The organism is Shinella sp. NM-101, assembly GCF_021401195.1.
Classification (GTDB): Bacteria; Pseudomonadota; Alphaproteobacteria; order Rhizobiales; family Rhizobiaceae; genus Shinella.
In genome coordinates this window covers 169064-185784 of the sequence record NZ_JACBFT010000008.1, presented here as the reverse complement: position 1 = coordinate 185784, position 16721 = coordinate 169064, and the positions used below count along the sequence as shown (strand labels likewise).

14 protein-coding genes are annotated in these 16721 nt (G+C 65.5%); 12 read left to right on the top strand and 2 right to left on the bottom strand.

All coding sequences use genetic code 11. The features are described 5' to 3' along the window. The first annotated feature begins 69 nt into the window (after positions 1-69). On the top strand, positions 70-1191 hold the full coding sequence (locus L0976_RS16685) for an ABC transporter permease (protein ID WP_234188388.1): 1122 nt from the start codon (positions 70-72) through the stop codon (positions 1189-1191). After that, positions 1191-1967, top strand: coding sequence for an ATP-binding cassette domain-containing protein (locus tag L0976_RS16680; protein ID WP_370643696.1), 777 nt, complete (start codon positions 1191-1193; stop codon positions 1965-1967). The genes L0976_RS16685 and L0976_RS16680 overlap by 1 nt, the downstream gene beginning before the upstream one ends. Before the next feature lie 181 nt (positions 1968-2148). Here L0976_RS16680 and iolE read toward each other — a convergent pair whose 3' ends face one another. Next, the gene (gene iolE / locus L0976_RS16675; protein WP_234188387.1) at positions 2149-3048 is read right to left on the bottom strand and encodes a myo-inosose-2 dehydratase; all 900 of its coding nucleotides are present in this window, start codon (positions 3046-3048) and stop codon (positions 2149-2151) included. A gap of 193 nt (positions 3049-3241) precedes the next feature. Here iolE and L0976_RS16670 point away from each other — a divergent pair, with 193 nt between their 5' ends. The 8 genes from L0976_RS16670 to L0976_RS16635 all read left to right on the top strand — a co-directional run bounded on the left by L0976_RS16670 (position 3242) and on the right by L0976_RS16635 (position 12439). Then, entirely contained in the window at positions 3242-4363 is a 1122-nt protein-coding gene (locus L0976_RS16670) for a Gfo/Idh/MocA family protein (RefSeq protein ID WP_234188386.1), read from the top strand. Between the two features lie 212 nt (positions 4364-4575). Next, on the top strand, positions 4576-6012 hold the full coding sequence (locus tag L0976_RS16665) for an NAD-dependent succinate-semialdehyde dehydrogenase (RefSeq protein WP_234188385.1): 1437 nt from the start codon (positions 4576-4578) through the stop codon (positions 6010-6012). A 10-nt stretch (positions 6013-6022) separates the two neighbouring features. Then, complete coding sequence (locus tag L0976_RS16660; protein ID WP_203316458.1) at positions 6023-6838, top strand: HpcH/HpaI aldolase/citrate lyase family protein; 816 nt, start codon at positions 6023-6025, stop codon at positions 6836-6838. Then, the gene (locus L0976_RS16655) at positions 6839-7828 is read left to right on the top strand and encodes a hydroxyacid dehydrogenase (protein ID WP_234188384.1); all 990 of its coding nucleotides are present in this window, start codon (positions 6839-6841) and stop codon (positions 7826-7828) included. Between the two features lie 2 nt (positions 7829-7830). Continuing rightward, positions 7831-9339, top strand: a complete 1509-nt coding sequence (locus L0976_RS16650; protein ID WP_234188383.1) for a sugar ABC transporter ATP-binding protein — start codon at positions 7831-7833, stop codon at positions 9337-9339. Positions 9340-9344: 5 nt separating this feature from the next. Beyond that, complete coding sequence (locus L0976_RS16645) at positions 9345-10352, top strand: ABC transporter permease (RefSeq protein ID WP_370577068.1); 1008 nt, start codon at positions 9345-9347, stop codon at positions 10350-10352. A gap of 32 nt (positions 10353-10384) precedes the next feature. Continuing rightward, a complete protein-coding gene (locus tag L0976_RS16640) occupies positions 10385-11332 on the top strand; it encodes a substrate-binding domain-containing protein (RefSeq protein ID WP_234188382.1) in 948 nt (315 codons plus the stop codon). A 195-nt stretch (positions 11333-11527) separates the two neighbouring features. Beyond that, positions 11528-12439 (top strand): MurR/RpiR family transcriptional regulator, encoded by a 912-nt coding sequence (locus L0976_RS16635; protein ID WP_203316454.1) that lies wholly within the window; start codon positions 11528-11530, stop codon positions 12437-12439. A 41-nt stretch (positions 12440-12480) separates the two neighbouring features. Here L0976_RS16635 and iolG read toward each other — a convergent pair whose 3' ends face one another. Then, a complete protein-coding gene (iolG, locus tag L0976_RS16630; RefSeq protein WP_234188381.1) occupies positions 12481-13482 on the bottom strand; it encodes an inositol 2-dehydrogenase in 1002 nt (333 codons plus the stop codon). A 108-nt stretch (positions 13483-13590) separates the two neighbouring features. On the opposite strand from iolG, the gene L0976_RS16625 reads away from it, so the two are divergent. Both L0976_RS16625 and iolD read left to right on the top strand, forming a co-directional pair. Beyond that, a complete protein-coding gene (locus L0976_RS16625; RefSeq protein ID WP_234188380.1) occupies positions 13591-14784 on the top strand; it encodes a Gfo/Idh/MocA family protein in 1194 nt (397 codons plus the stop codon). Between the two features lie 91 nt (positions 14785-14875). Next, the gene (gene iolD, locus L0976_RS16620) at positions 14876-16717 is read left to right on the top strand and encodes a 3D-(3,5/4)-trihydroxycyclohexane-1,2-dione acylhydrolase (decyclizing) (RefSeq protein ID WP_234188379.1); all 1842 of its coding nucleotides are present in this window, start codon (positions 14876-14878) and stop codon (positions 16715-16717) included. Positions 16718-16721: the final 4 nt, after the last annotated feature.

Sequence of the window (16721 nt, the reverse complement as noted above, 5' to 3'; positions counted from 1 at the left end):
TGACGCTCCGTCGGGGCGCGCCGGACGACGGCGCGCCCCGAACGATTTTCGAGGGAGGAGAATGCATTCATGACGGACGTCATTAACGGCGCGTCGAAGGACGAGCGCATCAGGCCCGTCTCGCCGCTTCGGCGCGCGCTGATCCGGCCCGAGCTCGGCGGCATCTGCGGCACCATCCTGGTCTTCCTGCTGTTCGCCATCATCGCCGGCGACAGCGGCATGTTCGCCGCCGAGGGCGTGATGAACTGGACCGTCGTCTCGGCGCAGTTCATGGTCATCGCGGTCGGCGCCTGCCTTCTGATGATCGCCGGCGAGTTCGACCTTTCGACCGGCTCGATGATCGGCTTTTCCGGGCTGATGATCGCGATCCTGTCCGTCCATCTCGGCGTGCCGCTGTGGCTTTCCATCATTGCCACCTTCGCCTTCTGCGTCTTCATCGGCGCGGTGAACGGCTGGCTGGTCATCCGCACCGGCCTGCCGTCCTTCATCGTCACGCTCGCCTTCCTCTACATCCTGCGCGGCCTGACGATCTGGAGTTCTGTCTACTTCACCCGCCAGACCATCATCGGCGGCGTCGGCGAGAAGGCGGTCGGCGACTGGCTCGCCCCGATCTTCGGCGGCAAGATCCTCAAGGGGTTCTTCGCCTGGATGGGCGAGATGGGATGGATCGCCACCTTCACCCGCGGCAATCGTGCCGGCCAGCCCGTCATCGAGGGCATCCCGATGCTCGTGGTCTGGGCCATCGTGCTCGTCATCTTCGGCCACTGGCTGCTGACCCGCACCAAGTTCGGCAACTGGATCTTCGCCTCCGGGGGCGACCCGCTCGCCGCGCGCTATGTCGGCGTGCCGGTCAACCGGGTGAAGATCCTGATGTTCATGTTCTCGGCCTTCTGCGCCTGCGTCTTCGCCACCTGCCAGGTGATGGAGTTCGGCTCGGCGGCGGCCGACCGCGGGCTCCTCAAGGAGTTCGAGGCGATCATCTGCGTGGTCATCGGCGGGGCGCTTCTGACGGGCGGCTACGGTTCCGTCATCGGCGCGGCGCTCGGGGCCATCATCTTCGGCGTGGTGCAGCAGGGCCTGTTCTTCGCCAATGCCGAAAGCTCGCTGTTCCGCGTCTTCCTCGGCGTCATCCTGCTCACGGCGGTGATCATGAACACCTATATCCGCCGCATCATCACGGGAGAACGCTGATGACCGCCATCGTGGAGATGAGGAACATCCAGAAGCACTTCGGCCACGTCATCGCGCTGGCCGGCGTCTCCTTCGACATCCGCCCGGGCGAGTGCCATTGCCTGCTCGGCGACAACGGGGCCGGCAAGTCGACCTTCATCAAGATCATGTCCGGCGTCTACAAGCCGAGCGGCGGCGAGGTGCTGGTGGAGGGAACGCCGACGCTCTTCAGCAGTCCGCGCGACGCCATGGCCGCGGGCATCGCCACGGTCTACCAGGATCTCGCCATGATCCCGCTGATGAGCGTCAGCCGCAATTTCTGGATGGGGCGGGAGCCGGAGCGGGGCATCTGGCCGTTCAAGACCTTCGATACGTCCAAGGCCGACGAGATCACCGTGACGGAGATGCGCAAGATGGGCATCAACCTGCGCGGGCCGGACCAGGCCGTCGGCACGCTCTCGGGCGGCGAGCGGCAGACCGTCGCCATCGCGAGGGCGGTCTATTTCGGCGCCAAGGTGCTGATCCTCGACGAGCCGACCTCGGCGCTCGGCGTGCGCCAGACGGCCAACGTGCTCAGCACCATCGACCGGGTGCGCAAGCAGGGCATCGGCGTCGTCTTCATCACGCACAATGTCCGCCACGCGCTCGCCGTCGGCGACCGCTTCACCGTGCTCAACCGGGGCCAGACGCTGGGCACGGCCGAACGCGGGACGGTGGATGCGGCGGCCCTGCAGGACATGATGGCGGGCGGCCAGGAGCTCGCCCTGCTGGAAGCCTCGCTCGGCGGCACGATCTGAAACCAGGAAAGGCGTGGCGGACGATTTGTACGGCACGCCCTGTGGAATTCCCGGGGCTGCGGCCTCATCCCGTTCTCCCACGTCATCTCCGGGCCTGACCCGGGGATCCACGCGACACCTCCCGGCGTGGATGGCCGGCCCTCAGGTTAAACCGGGGGCCGGCCATGACGGTGGAGGGAGCTTAGCGAACCACCTCGTAACCGGCTGCGGCCATCACGCGCAGGAGCTCCTTGTGGCCGATCTTCGCCATGTCGAGCGGCGGGTTGTGGGCGGGGTCCTGCTCCGCCTCGACGACGAACCAGCCCTCATAGCCGTGGGAGGCGAGGCGCTTGACGATGGCCTCGAAGTCGAGGCTGCCGTCGCCGGGAACCGTGAAGGCGCCCTTGATCACCGCGTCGAGGAAGCTTTCCTTCGTGCGGTCGAGCGCCGCGATGACGGGCAGGCGGACATCCTTGGTGTGGACATGGCTGATGCGGCTGTGATGCCTGTCGATGACGCGCAGCACGTCGCCGCCGGCAAAGGCCATGTGGCCGGCGTCGAAGAGCAGCGGCAGGCCCTCGCCGGAATGCTTCATCAGCAGGTCGAGCTCTTCCTCCGTCTCGATGGGCGCGGCCATGTGGTGGTGATAGGAGATCGGCATGCCCTGGTCGGCGCACCATTCGCCGAAGGCCGTCATCTTGCGGCCATAGGCCTTGATCTCGTCCTCGGAAAGCTTGCGCTTGGTGGACAGCGGCGCGCTGCGGTCACCCTGGATGGTGCCGGCCGTCTCGCCATAGACGATGCAGGGAGCGCCCACCGCCTTGAACAGCGCCATCTGTCCGGCGATCCTGTCCTTCTCCGCCTCGATGTCGCCATCGAGCAGCAGGCCGGAAAACCAGCCGCCGCAGACCTGGATGCCATATCTGTCGAGGATGGGACGCAGGATCGTTGCGTCCATCGGGAACCGGCGGCCGGTCTCCATGCCGGTAAAGCCGGCTTCGGCGGCTTCGGCAAGACATCCTTCGAGCGAAATGTCGCTGCTGATTTCCGGCAGGTCGTCGTTCCACCAGGCGATGGGGGCAATGCCGAGTCTGGCTTTCATGGTTCGTCTCCGCGTCAAAGGGTGGATGTCCTGTCTGCGCGAAGTCCGGCCCGCCGGAAACGGCCCCTCACTGCCTCCTCCTCGCATGGACGTCCCATACAAAACATATATTGACATTTCAATATTGTTGCAAAGATAATTGCATTCAGGCGGCCGGAGGAGGCCGCAGGCACATCATCCGGGAAGCGAGAGAATGAAGAAGAAGCTCCGTCTTGGCCTCATCGGGTCGGGTTTCATGGGCAAGACGCATGTCTTCGGCTTTGCGGCCGCCGAGCGGGTGTTCGACCTGCCCTATGACGTGGAACTCGCCGTGATCGCCGATGCAACCATGGCGCAGGCCGAAGCCGCCCGGGCTGCCTTCGGCTTCCGGCATGCCACGGACGACTGGCGCAGCCTGGTGGCGGATCCCACCATTGACGTCATCGACATCACCGCTCCCAATGCGCTGCACAAGGAAATGGCGCTTTCGGCCATCGCGGCCGGCAAGCATGTCTACTGCGAGAAGCCGCTCGCCCCGCTGGCCGCCGATGCACGCGAGATGGCCGAGGCGGCGGAAAACGCCGGCATCAAGACGCAGGTCGGTTTCAACTACCTCTGCAACCCCATGCTCGGACTCGCCCGTGAGATGATAGCGGGCGGCGAGCTTGGCGACATCCGCGGCTACCGGGGTCTGCATGCGGAGGACTACATGGCCGACGCCGCGGCGCCCTTCACCTTCCGCCACGATCCGGCGGGCGGCGGCGCGCTTGCCGATATCGGCAGCCACGCGCTGGCGACGGCGGAATTCCTGATGGGGCCGATCGCCAAGGTGATGGGCGACTGCGTGACGATGATCGAGAACCGTCCAGACGGCAAGGGCGGCGTTCGACCGGTCGAGACGGATGATGTGGGCCGCGCCTTCCTGCGTTTCGAGAACGGCGCAACCGGCTCCATCGAGGGCAACTGGATCGCCACGGGCCGCAAGATGCAGCACGATTTCGAAGTCTACGGCACCCGGGGCGCGCTGGCCTTCTCGCAGGAGCGCTTCAACGAGCTTCATTTCTATTCGGCCGCGGATGCGAAGGGCCGGCAGGGCTTTCGCCGTATCGAAGCCGGTCCCGACCATGCGCCCTATGGCCGCTTCTGCGTCGCACCGGGCCATCAGCTGGGCTTCAACGACCTGAAGGCGATCGAGGTCGCCGGCTATCTGGAGGCGATTGCCGGGTTGCGGCCGGAGCCGTTTAATTTCCGGGCGGGCCTGCGCATCCAGACGCTGGTGGAGACGATCCGGAAATCGTCGCGCGCCGGCACCTGGCTTGATGTGATTGGTGATTGACCACGGGCGGCAGTGGCGCAATAATAATTGCATACGGGGATTGATCGGCAACCCGTTTCGCGCCGAATGACATCGTGTCCAACCCCGCCATTTACCCCCGAACAAGCTGTCCTTCTTGCCGATTGCACTTGACGCGCAATTAAAATTGCGTCTTTGTAATAATGAAAACAAATGTTGCTGACTGAATTCCTTCGGCAACGCGAGGAGGGAACATGTACGCGTCCTACGGTTTGTTCATCGACGGTTCCTGGTCCGGTCCCGCGAGCGGCGCATCGACCGAAATCACGGATCCGGGCAATGGTGAGGTCCTCGGTGCCGTTCCCGTGGCCGGCGTTGACGACACCAACAGGGCGATCGGCGTGGCGGACAGGGCTTTCCAGGCGTGGAAGAAAACGCCGGCCTGGGTTCGTGCGGATCACTTGCACAAGGCCGCCGACGTGATGGCCGCGCGCACCGCCGAGGCCGCGCGCCAGATCACGCTCGAAACCGGCAAGCCGCTGGCGCAGTCGGGTCGCGAATGGGCGCTCGCCGTCGACCAGTTCCGCTGGTACGCGGAGGAAGCCCGTCGCATCTACGGCCGTATCGTCGAAAGCCGCGTGCCGGGCGGCCGCCTGGAGGTCACGCACGAGCCCGTCGGTGTGGTTGCGGCCTTCACCGCCTGGAACTTTCCGGCGGCGTTGATTGCCCGCAAGGTCGCGCCGGCGCTTGCGGCCGGTTGCGCCGTCATCGTCCGGCCATCGGTCGAGGTGCCGGGCGTTGCGATGGTTCTCTTCGACTGCCTGCGCGAAGCCGGCCTTCCGGCGGGTGTCGCCAACCTCCTGATCGGCCCGACCGGCAACACCTACAAGCCGATCATGGCCTCTCCGGTCGTGCGAAAGGTTTCGCTGACGGGATCGACCCGCGTCGGCCAGCAGATGATCCGCGACAGCGCCGAGACGGTGAAGCGCGTCAGCATGGAGCTCGGCGGCAATGCGCCGATGATCGTCTTCGACGATGCCGATCTCGACAAGGCGCTCGATCTCGCGGTGCCGACGAAATATGCCAATGCCGGCCAGGTCTGCGTCACGCCGGACCGCTTCTACGTGCACGAGTCGCTGCACGATCGCTTCGCCGACGGATTTGCGGCGCGCGCCCGCGCGCTGAAACTCGGCTACGGCCTCGATGAAGCGACACAGATGGGGCCGCTGATCAACGAGCGCCGCATCGTCGCGATCGAGGAAATCGTTGCCGATGCAAGCGACCGCGGCGGCAAGATTGTCGCGGGAGGCCGCCGTCCAGCCGACATGAATGCCGGCTTCTTCTTCGAGCCGACGGTCATCACCGGCCTGCCGGACGATGCCAGGGCAATCGCCGAGGAGAACTTCGGCCCGATCGCCGCCATCACATCCTTCTCCAGAACGGAAGACGTCTTCGAGCGGGCGAATGCCTCCGAAATGGGCCTTTCGGCCTACGTCTTCACCCGCGATGCCGGCCGGGCACGCGAGGCGGCGGCGCGCCTGGAGGCGGGCATGGTCGGGGTCAACAGTTTTGCGCTGGCGGCCGCCGAGGCGCCGTTCGGCGGCATCAAGGCGAGTGGGATGGGCCGCGAGGGCGGCACCGAGGGCATCCTCGACTATTCCAACGTCAAGCTCGCGCAGATGCTGGTGTGAAGGGGCGGTCATGATCAAGAACGGTGTCAAGCAGCGCTGGGCCGAAGGCAAGCCTGTCCTCAACGGGTGGCTTTCCATCGCCAATTCCTTCAGCGCCGAAATCATGGCTGCGCAGGGTTACGACTCGCTCACCATCGACATGCAGCACGGCATCGTCGGCTATGACGGGGCGGTGCCGATGCTCCAGGCCATGCGGGCAAGCGGGGTGACGCCGCTGGTGCGCGTGCCCTGGCTCGATCCCGCCGACATCATGAAGGCGCTGGATGCCGGGGCCTACGGCGTCATCTGCCCGATGATCAACACGCGCGCCGAAGCCGAGCGGCTCGTCTCCTATATGCGCTACCCGCCCGGCGGAGTGCGCAGCTTCGGTCCCAGCCGGGCGTTGTTTTCCGCAGGCCCCGGATACGCCGCGGAAGCGGACGACGAGATGATCTGTCTTGCCATGATCGAGACCGCGCAGGCCTATGAGAACCTCGAGGATATCCTCGCGACCCCCGGCCTCGACGGCGTCTATATCGGCCCTGCCGACCTGACGCTGGGACTCCAGGGCAAGCGCTACGCGCCCGGTTTCGACCGTCGCGAGCCGGAGATGATCGAGGCGATCAAGACGATTCTCCACGCTGCCCACAAAGCCGGCAAGCGGGCGGCGCTGCACAACGGCACCCCGGACTACGCGGCGGAGGCCGTGGGCTGGGGGTTCGATTTCGTGACCGTCACCAACGACGTCCGCCTTCTGGCCGGCGCCGCCGAGGCAAGCGTGCGGAAGTTCCGCGATCTCGTGCAGGACGTCGCTCCCGCCGACACGATCGACACGGGAGGATACTGAATGCCGAGGATCCTGGTCGCAGGCAAGATCCACGCCGACGGTCTTGCCGTCCTGACGTCCGCGCCCGGTGTGGCGATCGACTATGTCGAGGAGGTTTCGGCCGCAAGCTACGCGCCCTTCCTGTCGACCGCCGATGCGCTGCTCATCCGCACCCAGCCGCTCACGGCCGCCTTCATTGCCGATGCGCCGCATCTCAAGATCGTTTCACGCCATGGCGTCGGTTACGATTCGGTCGATGTGGAAGCCCTGAACGGGCGCGGCATACCGCTCGCCGTCGTGGGGGACGTGAATTCCCGCGCGGTGGCCGAGCACGCGGTCATGCTGATGCTCGCGGCCGCGCGCCGCACCGTTCTCTTCGACCGCAGGATGCGGGAAGGCGACTGGAATTATCGCAACAGCCTGGATGCCGACGAACTGGACGGAGGCACATTGCTGGTGGTCGGCTTCGGCCGCATCGGCCGGCGGCTGACGCAGATCGCGGCGGCGCTCGGCATGACGGTGCTTGCCTACGACAAATTCCAGGATGCCGGCGAGATCGCGGCGGCCGGCGCGACTCCCGTGGATGATCTGCCCGGCGGCCTTGCGCGCGCCGACGTCGTCTCGCTGCATGTGCCCAAATCCGGCGACGAGCCGCTGATTGGGGCGGCGGAGCTGGCGGTCATGAAGCGCTCGGCCATTCTCATCAACACGGCACGCGGCGGCCTCATCGATGAGAAGGCGCTGCTGGCGGCGCTGAATGAAGGGCGGCTTGCCGCGGCCGGTCTCGACGTGCTCGATTCCGAGCCTCCGGCCAGCGACGATCCGATGCTCGCCTGCGAGCGGGTGGTGCTTTCCCCGCACAATGCCGGGCTGACCGAAGCCTGCGCGCGGCGCATGGCAATCTCGGCGGCGGAGAACATCCTCGATTTCTTCAAGGGGACGCTCGATCCGGCCCTTATCGTCAATCGCTCCGAGATCGCGGCGCAGCGCCTTTCTCCGGTCGGCAGGTGACCATGGCGCTCCTGACATTCCGTGACATCGCCAAGTCCTATGGCATCGTGCCGGTGCTCAAGGGGATCGACCTCGTCGTGAGGCCGGGCGAGGTGCTGGCGCTGGTCGGCGAAAACGGTGCCGGCAAATCCACCCTCATGCGCATTGCCGCCGGGCTGGCCCCGCCGTCCTCGGGCACGATGCTGCTGGACGGCATGCCGGCGCCCGAAACGCTGCATGCTGCCGAACGCGCAGGCATCGTGATGGTGCACCAGGAGTTCTGCCTGGCGCCGCATCTGACGGTGTCGGAAAACGTCTTCCTCGGCCGGGAGATCACGCGGGGTCCTTTCACGGACCGCAAGGCGATGGATATACGGGCGAAAGACCTGCTGGCCGAACTCGGCTCGGCTGCTCCCGTTCGGGCGCGGCTCAGCGACCTGCCGGTGTCCGACTGGCAGATGATCGAGCTTGCCAAGGCCTTCGCCCGGCAGCCGAAACTCATCCTGATGGACGAACCGACCGCCGTGCTGTCGGCGACGGAGGCGGGCAATCTCTTCCGCCGTATCCGGACGTTCCGCGAGGCGGGCGGCTCGGTGATCTTCACCTCGCATCGCCTCGATGAGGTAAAGGACATCGCCGATCGCGTCGCGGTGCTGCGTGACGGCCAGATCGTGCGCGTCGAGAATGCGTCAGATCTTTCCGAGGACGAGATGGCCGAGGCGATGGTCGGGCGGCCTCTGTCGGAAATCTATCCGCCCCGGCGCGGTGCTGCGGAACGCAAGGCCTTGCTCAGTGTTTCCGGCCTTACATCGCCGGGCGCTGTCGAAGACGCGACGCTCGATATTCGCGAAGGGGAAGTGCTCGGCATTTCCGGGCTCGTCGGCTCCGGCCGCACCGAACTCTTCGAAGCGCTCTTCGGGTTGAGGCCGGCGCGATGCGGGTCGTTCGTTCTGCGTGGCGAAGCGCGGAAGCTGCCGGCGGCGCGCGAGGCCTGGGGCCTGAAGCTCGCCTACCTGACGGAAGACCGCAAGGGCAAGGGCCTGCTGCTCGGCAAGTCGCTCGATCAGAACGTGGCGCTCACCAAGGGGGCGGTCAATGGCGCGAGCTGGATCGATCGACGCGCGGAGCGGCGTGATCTCGAAGCGGCCGTCGGGCGCTATGACATCCGCACCGGCCGTCTCGACGTCACGGCCGGCGCGCTCAGCGGCGGCAACCAGCAGAAGGTGCTGATCGCCAAGACGCTTGCCGTCGAGCCCGATCTGATCGTCTTCGACGAGCCGACGCGCGGCGTCGATATCGGCGCCAAGCAGCAGATCTACGAGATCATCGCCACGCTCGCCGCCGAGGGCAAGGCGATCGTCGTCATCTCGTCCGAGATGCAGGAGATCGTCGGGCTTTCCGATCGCGTCCTTGTCATGCGGCGCGGCCGCATTGCCGGCGAGCTCTCCGGCGACGCGATCAGCGAGACCGACATCATTCGATTTGCCATGGGCCTCGAAGACAGAGGCCCGCAGGAGGAGGCAAGCCATTGACCGACATTACCGCCACGTCCGCCGGCAACGCCACGGCGTCGCCGGGCCGCACCCTTGCGGGGATTTTCGGGGCCGCAGGCCCGCTCATCGCCCTCATCCTGCTGATGCTTGTCGGCTCGCTGATGAGCGACAGCTTTCTCGGCGCGGAAAACCTCTCGAACGTTTTCACGCGCAGCGCCATCATCGGCATCATCGCGGTCGGCGCCACCTTCGTCATCACGGCGGGCGGGCTCGACCTTTCCGTCGGCTCGCTCTCGGCGCTGGTGGCGGGCGTCACGATCATGTTCATGAATGCGGCCGCCGAAACGCTCGGGCCCGGCTGGCAACTGGTTGCCGCGGGCATCGTCTTTTCTCTGGTCGTCGGTGCGGCCGCGGGACTGCTCAATGGGGTCATGATCGTCAAGGGGCGGGTGGAAGCCTTCATCGTGACCCTCGGTGCCATGGGGATCTTCCGATCGGTCATCACCTGGCTTGCGGATGGCGGCTCCATCTCACTCGATTTCTCGCTGCGCGATGCCGCACGCCCGATCTATTACGGCCAGGTTCTCGGCATCGCCGTGCCGATCCTCGTGCTCGCCGTCATCGCCATCGTCGGCGAGCTGGTGCTCAGGCGCATGCGCTTCGGCCGGCATGTGGCCGCCATCGGCTCAAACCGCCATGTCGCCTTCTACTCGGCAATCCCCGTCAACCGCGTGCGCATCCTCACCTATGTCATCCAGGGCCTCTGCGTCGCCGTCGCCACGGTGATCTACGTGCCGCGTCTCGGCGCCGCCACGCCATCGACCGGCCTGATGTGGGAGCTGGAAGCGATCGCCGCCGTCATCATCGGCGGCACCGCGCTCAGCGGTGGCTTCGGCCGTATCTGGGGCACCATCGTCGGCGTGCTGATCCTCGGCTTCATCAGCAACATCCTCAACCTCACCGGTTTCGTCAGCCCCTATCTCAACGGCGCATTCCAGGGGGCGATCATCATCATCGCCGTCCTGCTGCAGCGCGATCGCGTGCAGGGCTGATCCTTCTTTCACTTCAACAGGGAGACAAGTGAATGTTCAACAGACTGAAATCCATGATCGCGGCGGGTGCGGTCGCTGCCGTGAGCCTGGCGACGCCGGCGCTTGCCGCCGATGCCGTCATCGGCGTCTCGATCCCGGCGGCCACGCATGGCTGGACGGGCGGCCTCAACTACCACACCAAGCGCACGATCGACCGGATGAAGGAAGCCTTCCCGAACATCGACTTCGTGCTGGCCACATCGTCGAGCGCCACGCAGCAGGTCAACGACATCGAGGACCTGATGGCGCGCAACATCAACGCGCTCGTCGTGCTGCCCTTCGAATCCGATCCGCTGACCGAGCCGGTCAAGGCCGCCAAGGCCAAGGGCGTGTTCATCGCGACCGTCGACCGTGGCCTTGCCGAGGAAGGCATCGAGGACCTCTATGTCGGCGGCGACAATCCGCAATATGGCAAGGCGGCCGCCGAATACTTCAAGAAGAAGTTTCCCGATGGCGGCAAGATCGTCGTGATGCGTGGCATCCCGACGGCGATCGACAATATCCGCATCGACGCCTTCAACGCGGCGCTGAAGGATACGAAGATCGAAGTGCTCGACATGCAATACGCCAACTGGAACCCGGACAAGGGTTTCGAGGTGATGCAGGACTATCTCCAGCGTTTCCCCGAGATCGACGGCGTGTGGGCCGGTGACGACGATGCCGCACTCGGTGCCATCGAGGCGATCAAGCAGGCGGACCGCAAGAACGTGACGGTGCTCGGCGGTTCCGGCATGAACAAGGTGATCAAGCTGGTGATGGACGGCCACGACATGGTCGATGCCGACATCTTCTACCCGCCGACGCTGATCATCCCTGCCATCGAGCTCGTCACCATGAAGTTCGCCACGCAGGCGCCGATCAACGGTCGCTATGTGCTGGGCAGCCCGCTGATCACCAAGGACAATGCGGCGGAATACTACTTCCCCGACGCCCCCTATTGAGGAGAACGGGGGTGCGTTCGCCATGGCGCACCCCCATGTCGTCACCGCGGATCCGCCGCTTGACGGGGCTGCCGCGACAAGCGTTGCGGATTGCCGGTTTTTGCAATACTGCACTGGGTAGGCGATTGGACCGCGCGCAAGACAAGCATCGAGTGCCGCGGCCTCTTGCACATCACGCTTCAGGAGTTGCGCTGCATGCCACGGGTAAAACAGTCCGATCAGCCGCCACCACGCACAGCCAACTACGAAACGTTCGTCAACCTCGTCACGGAGGCCTATCCGAACCTCAGTGACCGCTTCCAGCAGGTCGCCCGCTTCATCACGCAAAACCCGAACGTCGTCGCCATGCAGTCGATCAACGCGATTGCCGAGCAATGCGGCGCTCATCCGTCCATCCTTGTACGGTTCGCCCAGAACTTCGGCTTCTCGGGCTTCAAGCAGCTCCAGGCCGTCTTTCAAAGCCGTCTTTCGACGGCGGCCCCCGGCTACCGCGAGCGCATCAGCGCGCTGGATGTCGATCTGGAGAAGAACAAGCGCAAGGGGAACCTCGGCTTCCTCCATGATCTGGTCGTTCGCGATATCGCAACGTTGCAGGAGCTGCTGAGCTCGACGCCCGAGGAAAGCCTGTCGCAGGCCGCCAAGGCCTTGAAGAACGCGAATACGATCTTCATCGCCGGCCAGCTACGCTCGGAGCCCATTGCGAAATTCCTCCGCTACGTGCTCTCGATGCTGCAGTTGCGGGTCATTCTGCTCGATCCGGCGGGCGGGCTGGCGCCCGAGATGGCGCAGGTCATGGGCAAGAAGGACGTGCTGGTCGCCATCGCCTTCCGCCACTATGCCAAGGAGGTCGTGACGATCGCCGATGTCGCGGCGCACAACGGCACGCCGATGGTCGCCATCACGGACAGCCAGCTGTCCCCGCTAGCAAAGAACGCCAGCGTCCTGTTCACGATCCCGGAGGACGAATATTCGTTCTCGCGCTCGCTTGCCGCGCCGATGTGCCTGACCCAGGCCATCGCGGTCGCGGTTGCAGCGCTGCTCCAGGAAGACAAGAAGGGCTCGCCGCAAATTCCGACGGTGACGGGAAACCAGCGCCGCAAGCCGTGAGAGAATGCCCGCCGATCCATTTGGAACGGCGGGCAGCGATCTCACCCGGCGATTTCGCGGATGTCGACGAACCGTCGCTCGGCGCGGGATAGGTTTGCCGCCTCGGCAAGCGCCAGGGATCTTTCGCCGTCCTCAAAGGTGGCGTCCGGCATCGTATTGGTTTCCACGCAGTCGATGAACGATTCCAGCCCCAGCGCATAGGCTTCTGCGTAGCGCTCGATGAAGAAGTTGAGGAAGGGCTCGCCGGCGCCGGTCGCGGTCGGCCCGAATCGTTCGAGACCATGCGCGCGGCGGTTCCCGGAGATGAGCATTCCGTTCGAACCGAGGATCTCGACGCGCTGGTCATGGCCGTAGATCGCGGCGCGGGAATTGTTGATGTGGCAAAGCTTGCCGCTTTCCGTGCGCAGGACGACCATGGCGGAGTCGATATCGTTCAGGTCGGCCAGTGTCGGGTCGATGAGCGCGCTGCCCGTCGCGAAAACCTCGACGGGCTCTTCGCCCAGCATGAAGCGGGCGAGGTCGAAATCGTGGATGGTCATGTCCTTGAAGATGCCGCCCGATGCCTTGAGGTATTCGCGGGAGGCAAGGCCCGGGTCGCGCGAGGTGATGATCACCTGGCGGATCTCGCCGATCTCGCCGGAGCGGGCCGCATCGCGCGCCGCGCGGTGCCCCGGATCGTATCGACGGTTGAAGCCGATCTGGATCGGCTTGTCGAAGCCTTCCAGCGCCGCACGGCAGGCCTTGACCCGGGCCAGCGACAGGTCGATGGGTTTCTCGCAGAAAATCGCCTTGCCGGCCTTTGCCGACGCCTCGATGAGGTCTGCATGCGTCGGCGTGGACGTTGCGATCAGCACGGCATCGGCCTGCGCGATGGCCTCCCCCGCACTCGCCGTGACCACACATCCGAACCGGCTGCCGACCTCTTCGGCTGCCGCGGAAACGGGATCGTACACGGCTGCGAGTTCCGCTTTGCTTGAACGGACAATCGTGGCAGCATGCATCTTCCCGATACGCCCGCAGCCGAGCAACGCGATCCTGATCATCGACTTCCTCCCGATGGTTATGCAAAAAACGTTGCGGATTTGATATTCCTTCAATATTAATTCTGCAAGCTCGTTTTCGGGCAGGCGTGGATTTCGAGGGAGGGGATCATGGCAGAGGTTTCCGGCGGCCAGGCGTTTCCGCCGGCCGAGCGCCGTTTGCGGCTCGGCATCGTCGGCGGAGGGCAGGGCAGCTTCATCGGCAAGGTACATGCGCGCGGTGCGCGGCTCTCCAACCGCTGGGATGTGGTTGCAGGCGCGCTGTCGTCCCGGCCGCAGGTGGCGCAGGAATCCGGGCGAGCCTGGCTGCTGGCCGAGGACCGCATCTACACGGACTACCGGGTGATGGCCGAGCGCGAGGCGGGGCGGCCGGATGGCATCGATGCCGTGGCGATCACCACGCCCAACAACTCCCATCATGCCATCGCCTGCGCCTTCATGGAAAACGGCATCGACGTCATCAGCGACAAGCCGTTGACGACGACGCTCGCCGATGCGCTCGATCTCGTGCGCCGCCAGCGGGAGACGGGCCTCATCTTCGGCGTGACCTATGCCTATGCCGCCTCCGCCATGGTGCGGCAGGCGCGCCAGATGATCCGCGAAGGCGCGCTTGGCGCGTTGCGGCAGGTGCATGTCGAGTATTTTCAGGAATGGGCGCTCACCCCGCCGAGCGACGCCGGTGCTGGAGCGCAATGGCGCCTCGATCCTGCCATCGTCGGCCCGACCTTCACCACCGGAGACATCGGCACCCATTGCCACCATCTCGGTGCGTTCGTGTGCGGCCGCCCCGTCACGGCGGTGCGGGCGGAGTTCCACACGCTGGGTCCGCCGAAGGCGCTGGAAGACACGGCCTTCATGCATGTGCGCTACGAGGGCGACGTTCCCGGTACCATCATGGTCTCGCAGGTCGCGCCCGGCACCCATTGCGGCCTGCGCATCCGCGTCTTCGGCGACAAGGCGAGCCTCGAATGGAACCAGGAGGAGCCGGAGGCCCTGCATTTGCGCCGGTTCGGCGAGCCGGCCCGCCTGCTGACGCGCGGCGAGGGCGCGGGGATCGGCGCAAGCGCCGCCCGCTTCGTGCATATGCCGCGCGGCCATCCCGAGGCACTCAGCGATGCCTGGGGCAATCTCTACGAGGAATTCGCGATTGCCGTCGAGGCGCGGCGTCTCGGCAGAGCCTTGCCTGCAGGACTGCTGGAATATCCGACGGCGATGGACGGCGCGCTTGGCGTCAAGTTCATCGAGGCGGCGCTCGCATCGAGCCGGTCGGGCGGGCAATGGACCGATTGCCGGCTGCCGACGTGAATTGCAACAAGTATTGCAATATTTGTAAAAATGAAATAATGGTTCTGCAATTGGAGCCGGCGCGGCAATGCCGGTTCAGGGAGGTTTTTAAATGGGTACCGTTCGTCTCACCATGGCGCAGGCCCTGGTTCGCTATCTCTGCAACCAGTTTACCGAAATCGACGGCCGGCGCGAGCCGCTTTTCCCGGGCGTCTTCGCAATTTTCGGCCATGGCAATGTGACCTGCCTTTCCGAGGCGCTGGAAGCCGTCAAGGATACGCTGCCGACATGGCGCGGCCAGAACGAGCAGTCCATGGCGCTCGCCGCGATCGGCTTTGCGAAGGCGACACGCCGGCGCCAGATCATGGTTGCGTGCAGTTCCATCGGTCCGGGTGCGCTGAACATGGTGACGGCCGCGGGCGTGGCGCATACCAATCGCCTTCCCATCCTGCTCCTGGCCGGCGACAGCTTCGTCAGCCGCCGGCCCGACCCGGTGATGCAGCAGGTCGAGCATTTCGGCGATCCGACCATCACCGTCAACGATGCCTTCAAGGCCGTCACGCGCTTCTGGGACCGTATCGTCCATCCCGAACAGATCCTCTCCTCGCTGCCGCAGGCCGTCGCCGTCATGCTGGACCCGGCCGATTGCGGCCCGGCGTTCCTTGCCCTGCCGCAGGACGCACAGGAGATTGCCTGGGACTATCCCGAACGGTTCTTCGAGCCGACCGTGCACAGGATCCCGCGTCCGCGGCCGGACCGCGAAAGCCTCGCCGAGGCCGTGCGCGTGCTGAAGGCGGCGAAGCGCCCGCTGATCATCTCCGGTGGCGGCGTGCGCTATTCCGGCGCCGAGGCGGCGCTCGCCGCGTTTGCCGAAAAGCATGGCATTCCCCTCTGCGAGACCATCGCCGGCAAGGGCAGCGTCACCCATGACCACCCGGCCCATGTCGGCCCGATCGGCATCGTCGGCTCGACCTCGGCCAATGCGCTGGCCGGCGAGGCCGACGTGGTACTGGCGGTCGGCACGCGCCTCATGGATTTCACCACCGGGTCCTGGACGGCCTTTTCTCCCGACGCCCGCTTCGTCGCGATCAACGCGGCCCGCTGGGATGCCAACAAGCACCGCGCCGTCGCCGTCGTCGGCGATGCGCTGGAGACGGTGACCGAGCTCGAGGCCGCCATCGGCGGCTACAAGGCGGACGCCGGCTGGACGGAAAAGGGCCGGCAGGAATTCGCCAAGTGGAACGCGGCGCTCGACGGCTACCAGAAGCCGACCAACGCGCCGGTGCCGACCTATGCCCAGGTCGTCGGCATCGTCAATTCCAGGGCGAAGGAGCGTGACCTTCTCATCACCGCCGCCGGAGGCCTGCCGGGCGAGGTGATGAAGAACTGGCGCGTCAAGGCGCCGAACACCTTCGACTGCGAGTTCGGCTTCTCCTGCATGGGCTACGAGATCGCCGCCGGCTGGGGCGCGGCCATGGCCGATCCCACCCGCACGCCCATCGTCATGATCGGCGACGGCACCTACATGATGATGAACTCGGACATCTATTCGACCGTTCTTTCCGGCCACAAGATGATCCTCATCGTCTGCGACAACGGCGGCTATGCCGTCATCAACCGCCTGCAGAACGGCAAGGGCGGCGCCTCCTTCAACAACCTGATCAGGGATTGCCGCGTCAAGGAACCCTTTGCCGTCGACTTCGCCAAGCATGCCGAGGCGATGGGTGCGCTGACGCGCCATGTCGAAAGCCTTGCCGACCTCGGCGAGGCCGTCGAATGGGCGCAGGCGAACGACCGCACCACCGTCATCACCATCGTCTCCGACGCCTTCACCTGGACGCCGGGCGACGCCTGGTGGGATGTCGGCGTGCCGCAGGTGAGCGCGCGGGCCGAGGTTAACGCCGCGGCCAGGAACCAGGCGGAAGGTCGCAGGAAACAGCGCGTCGGCTTCTGATCGC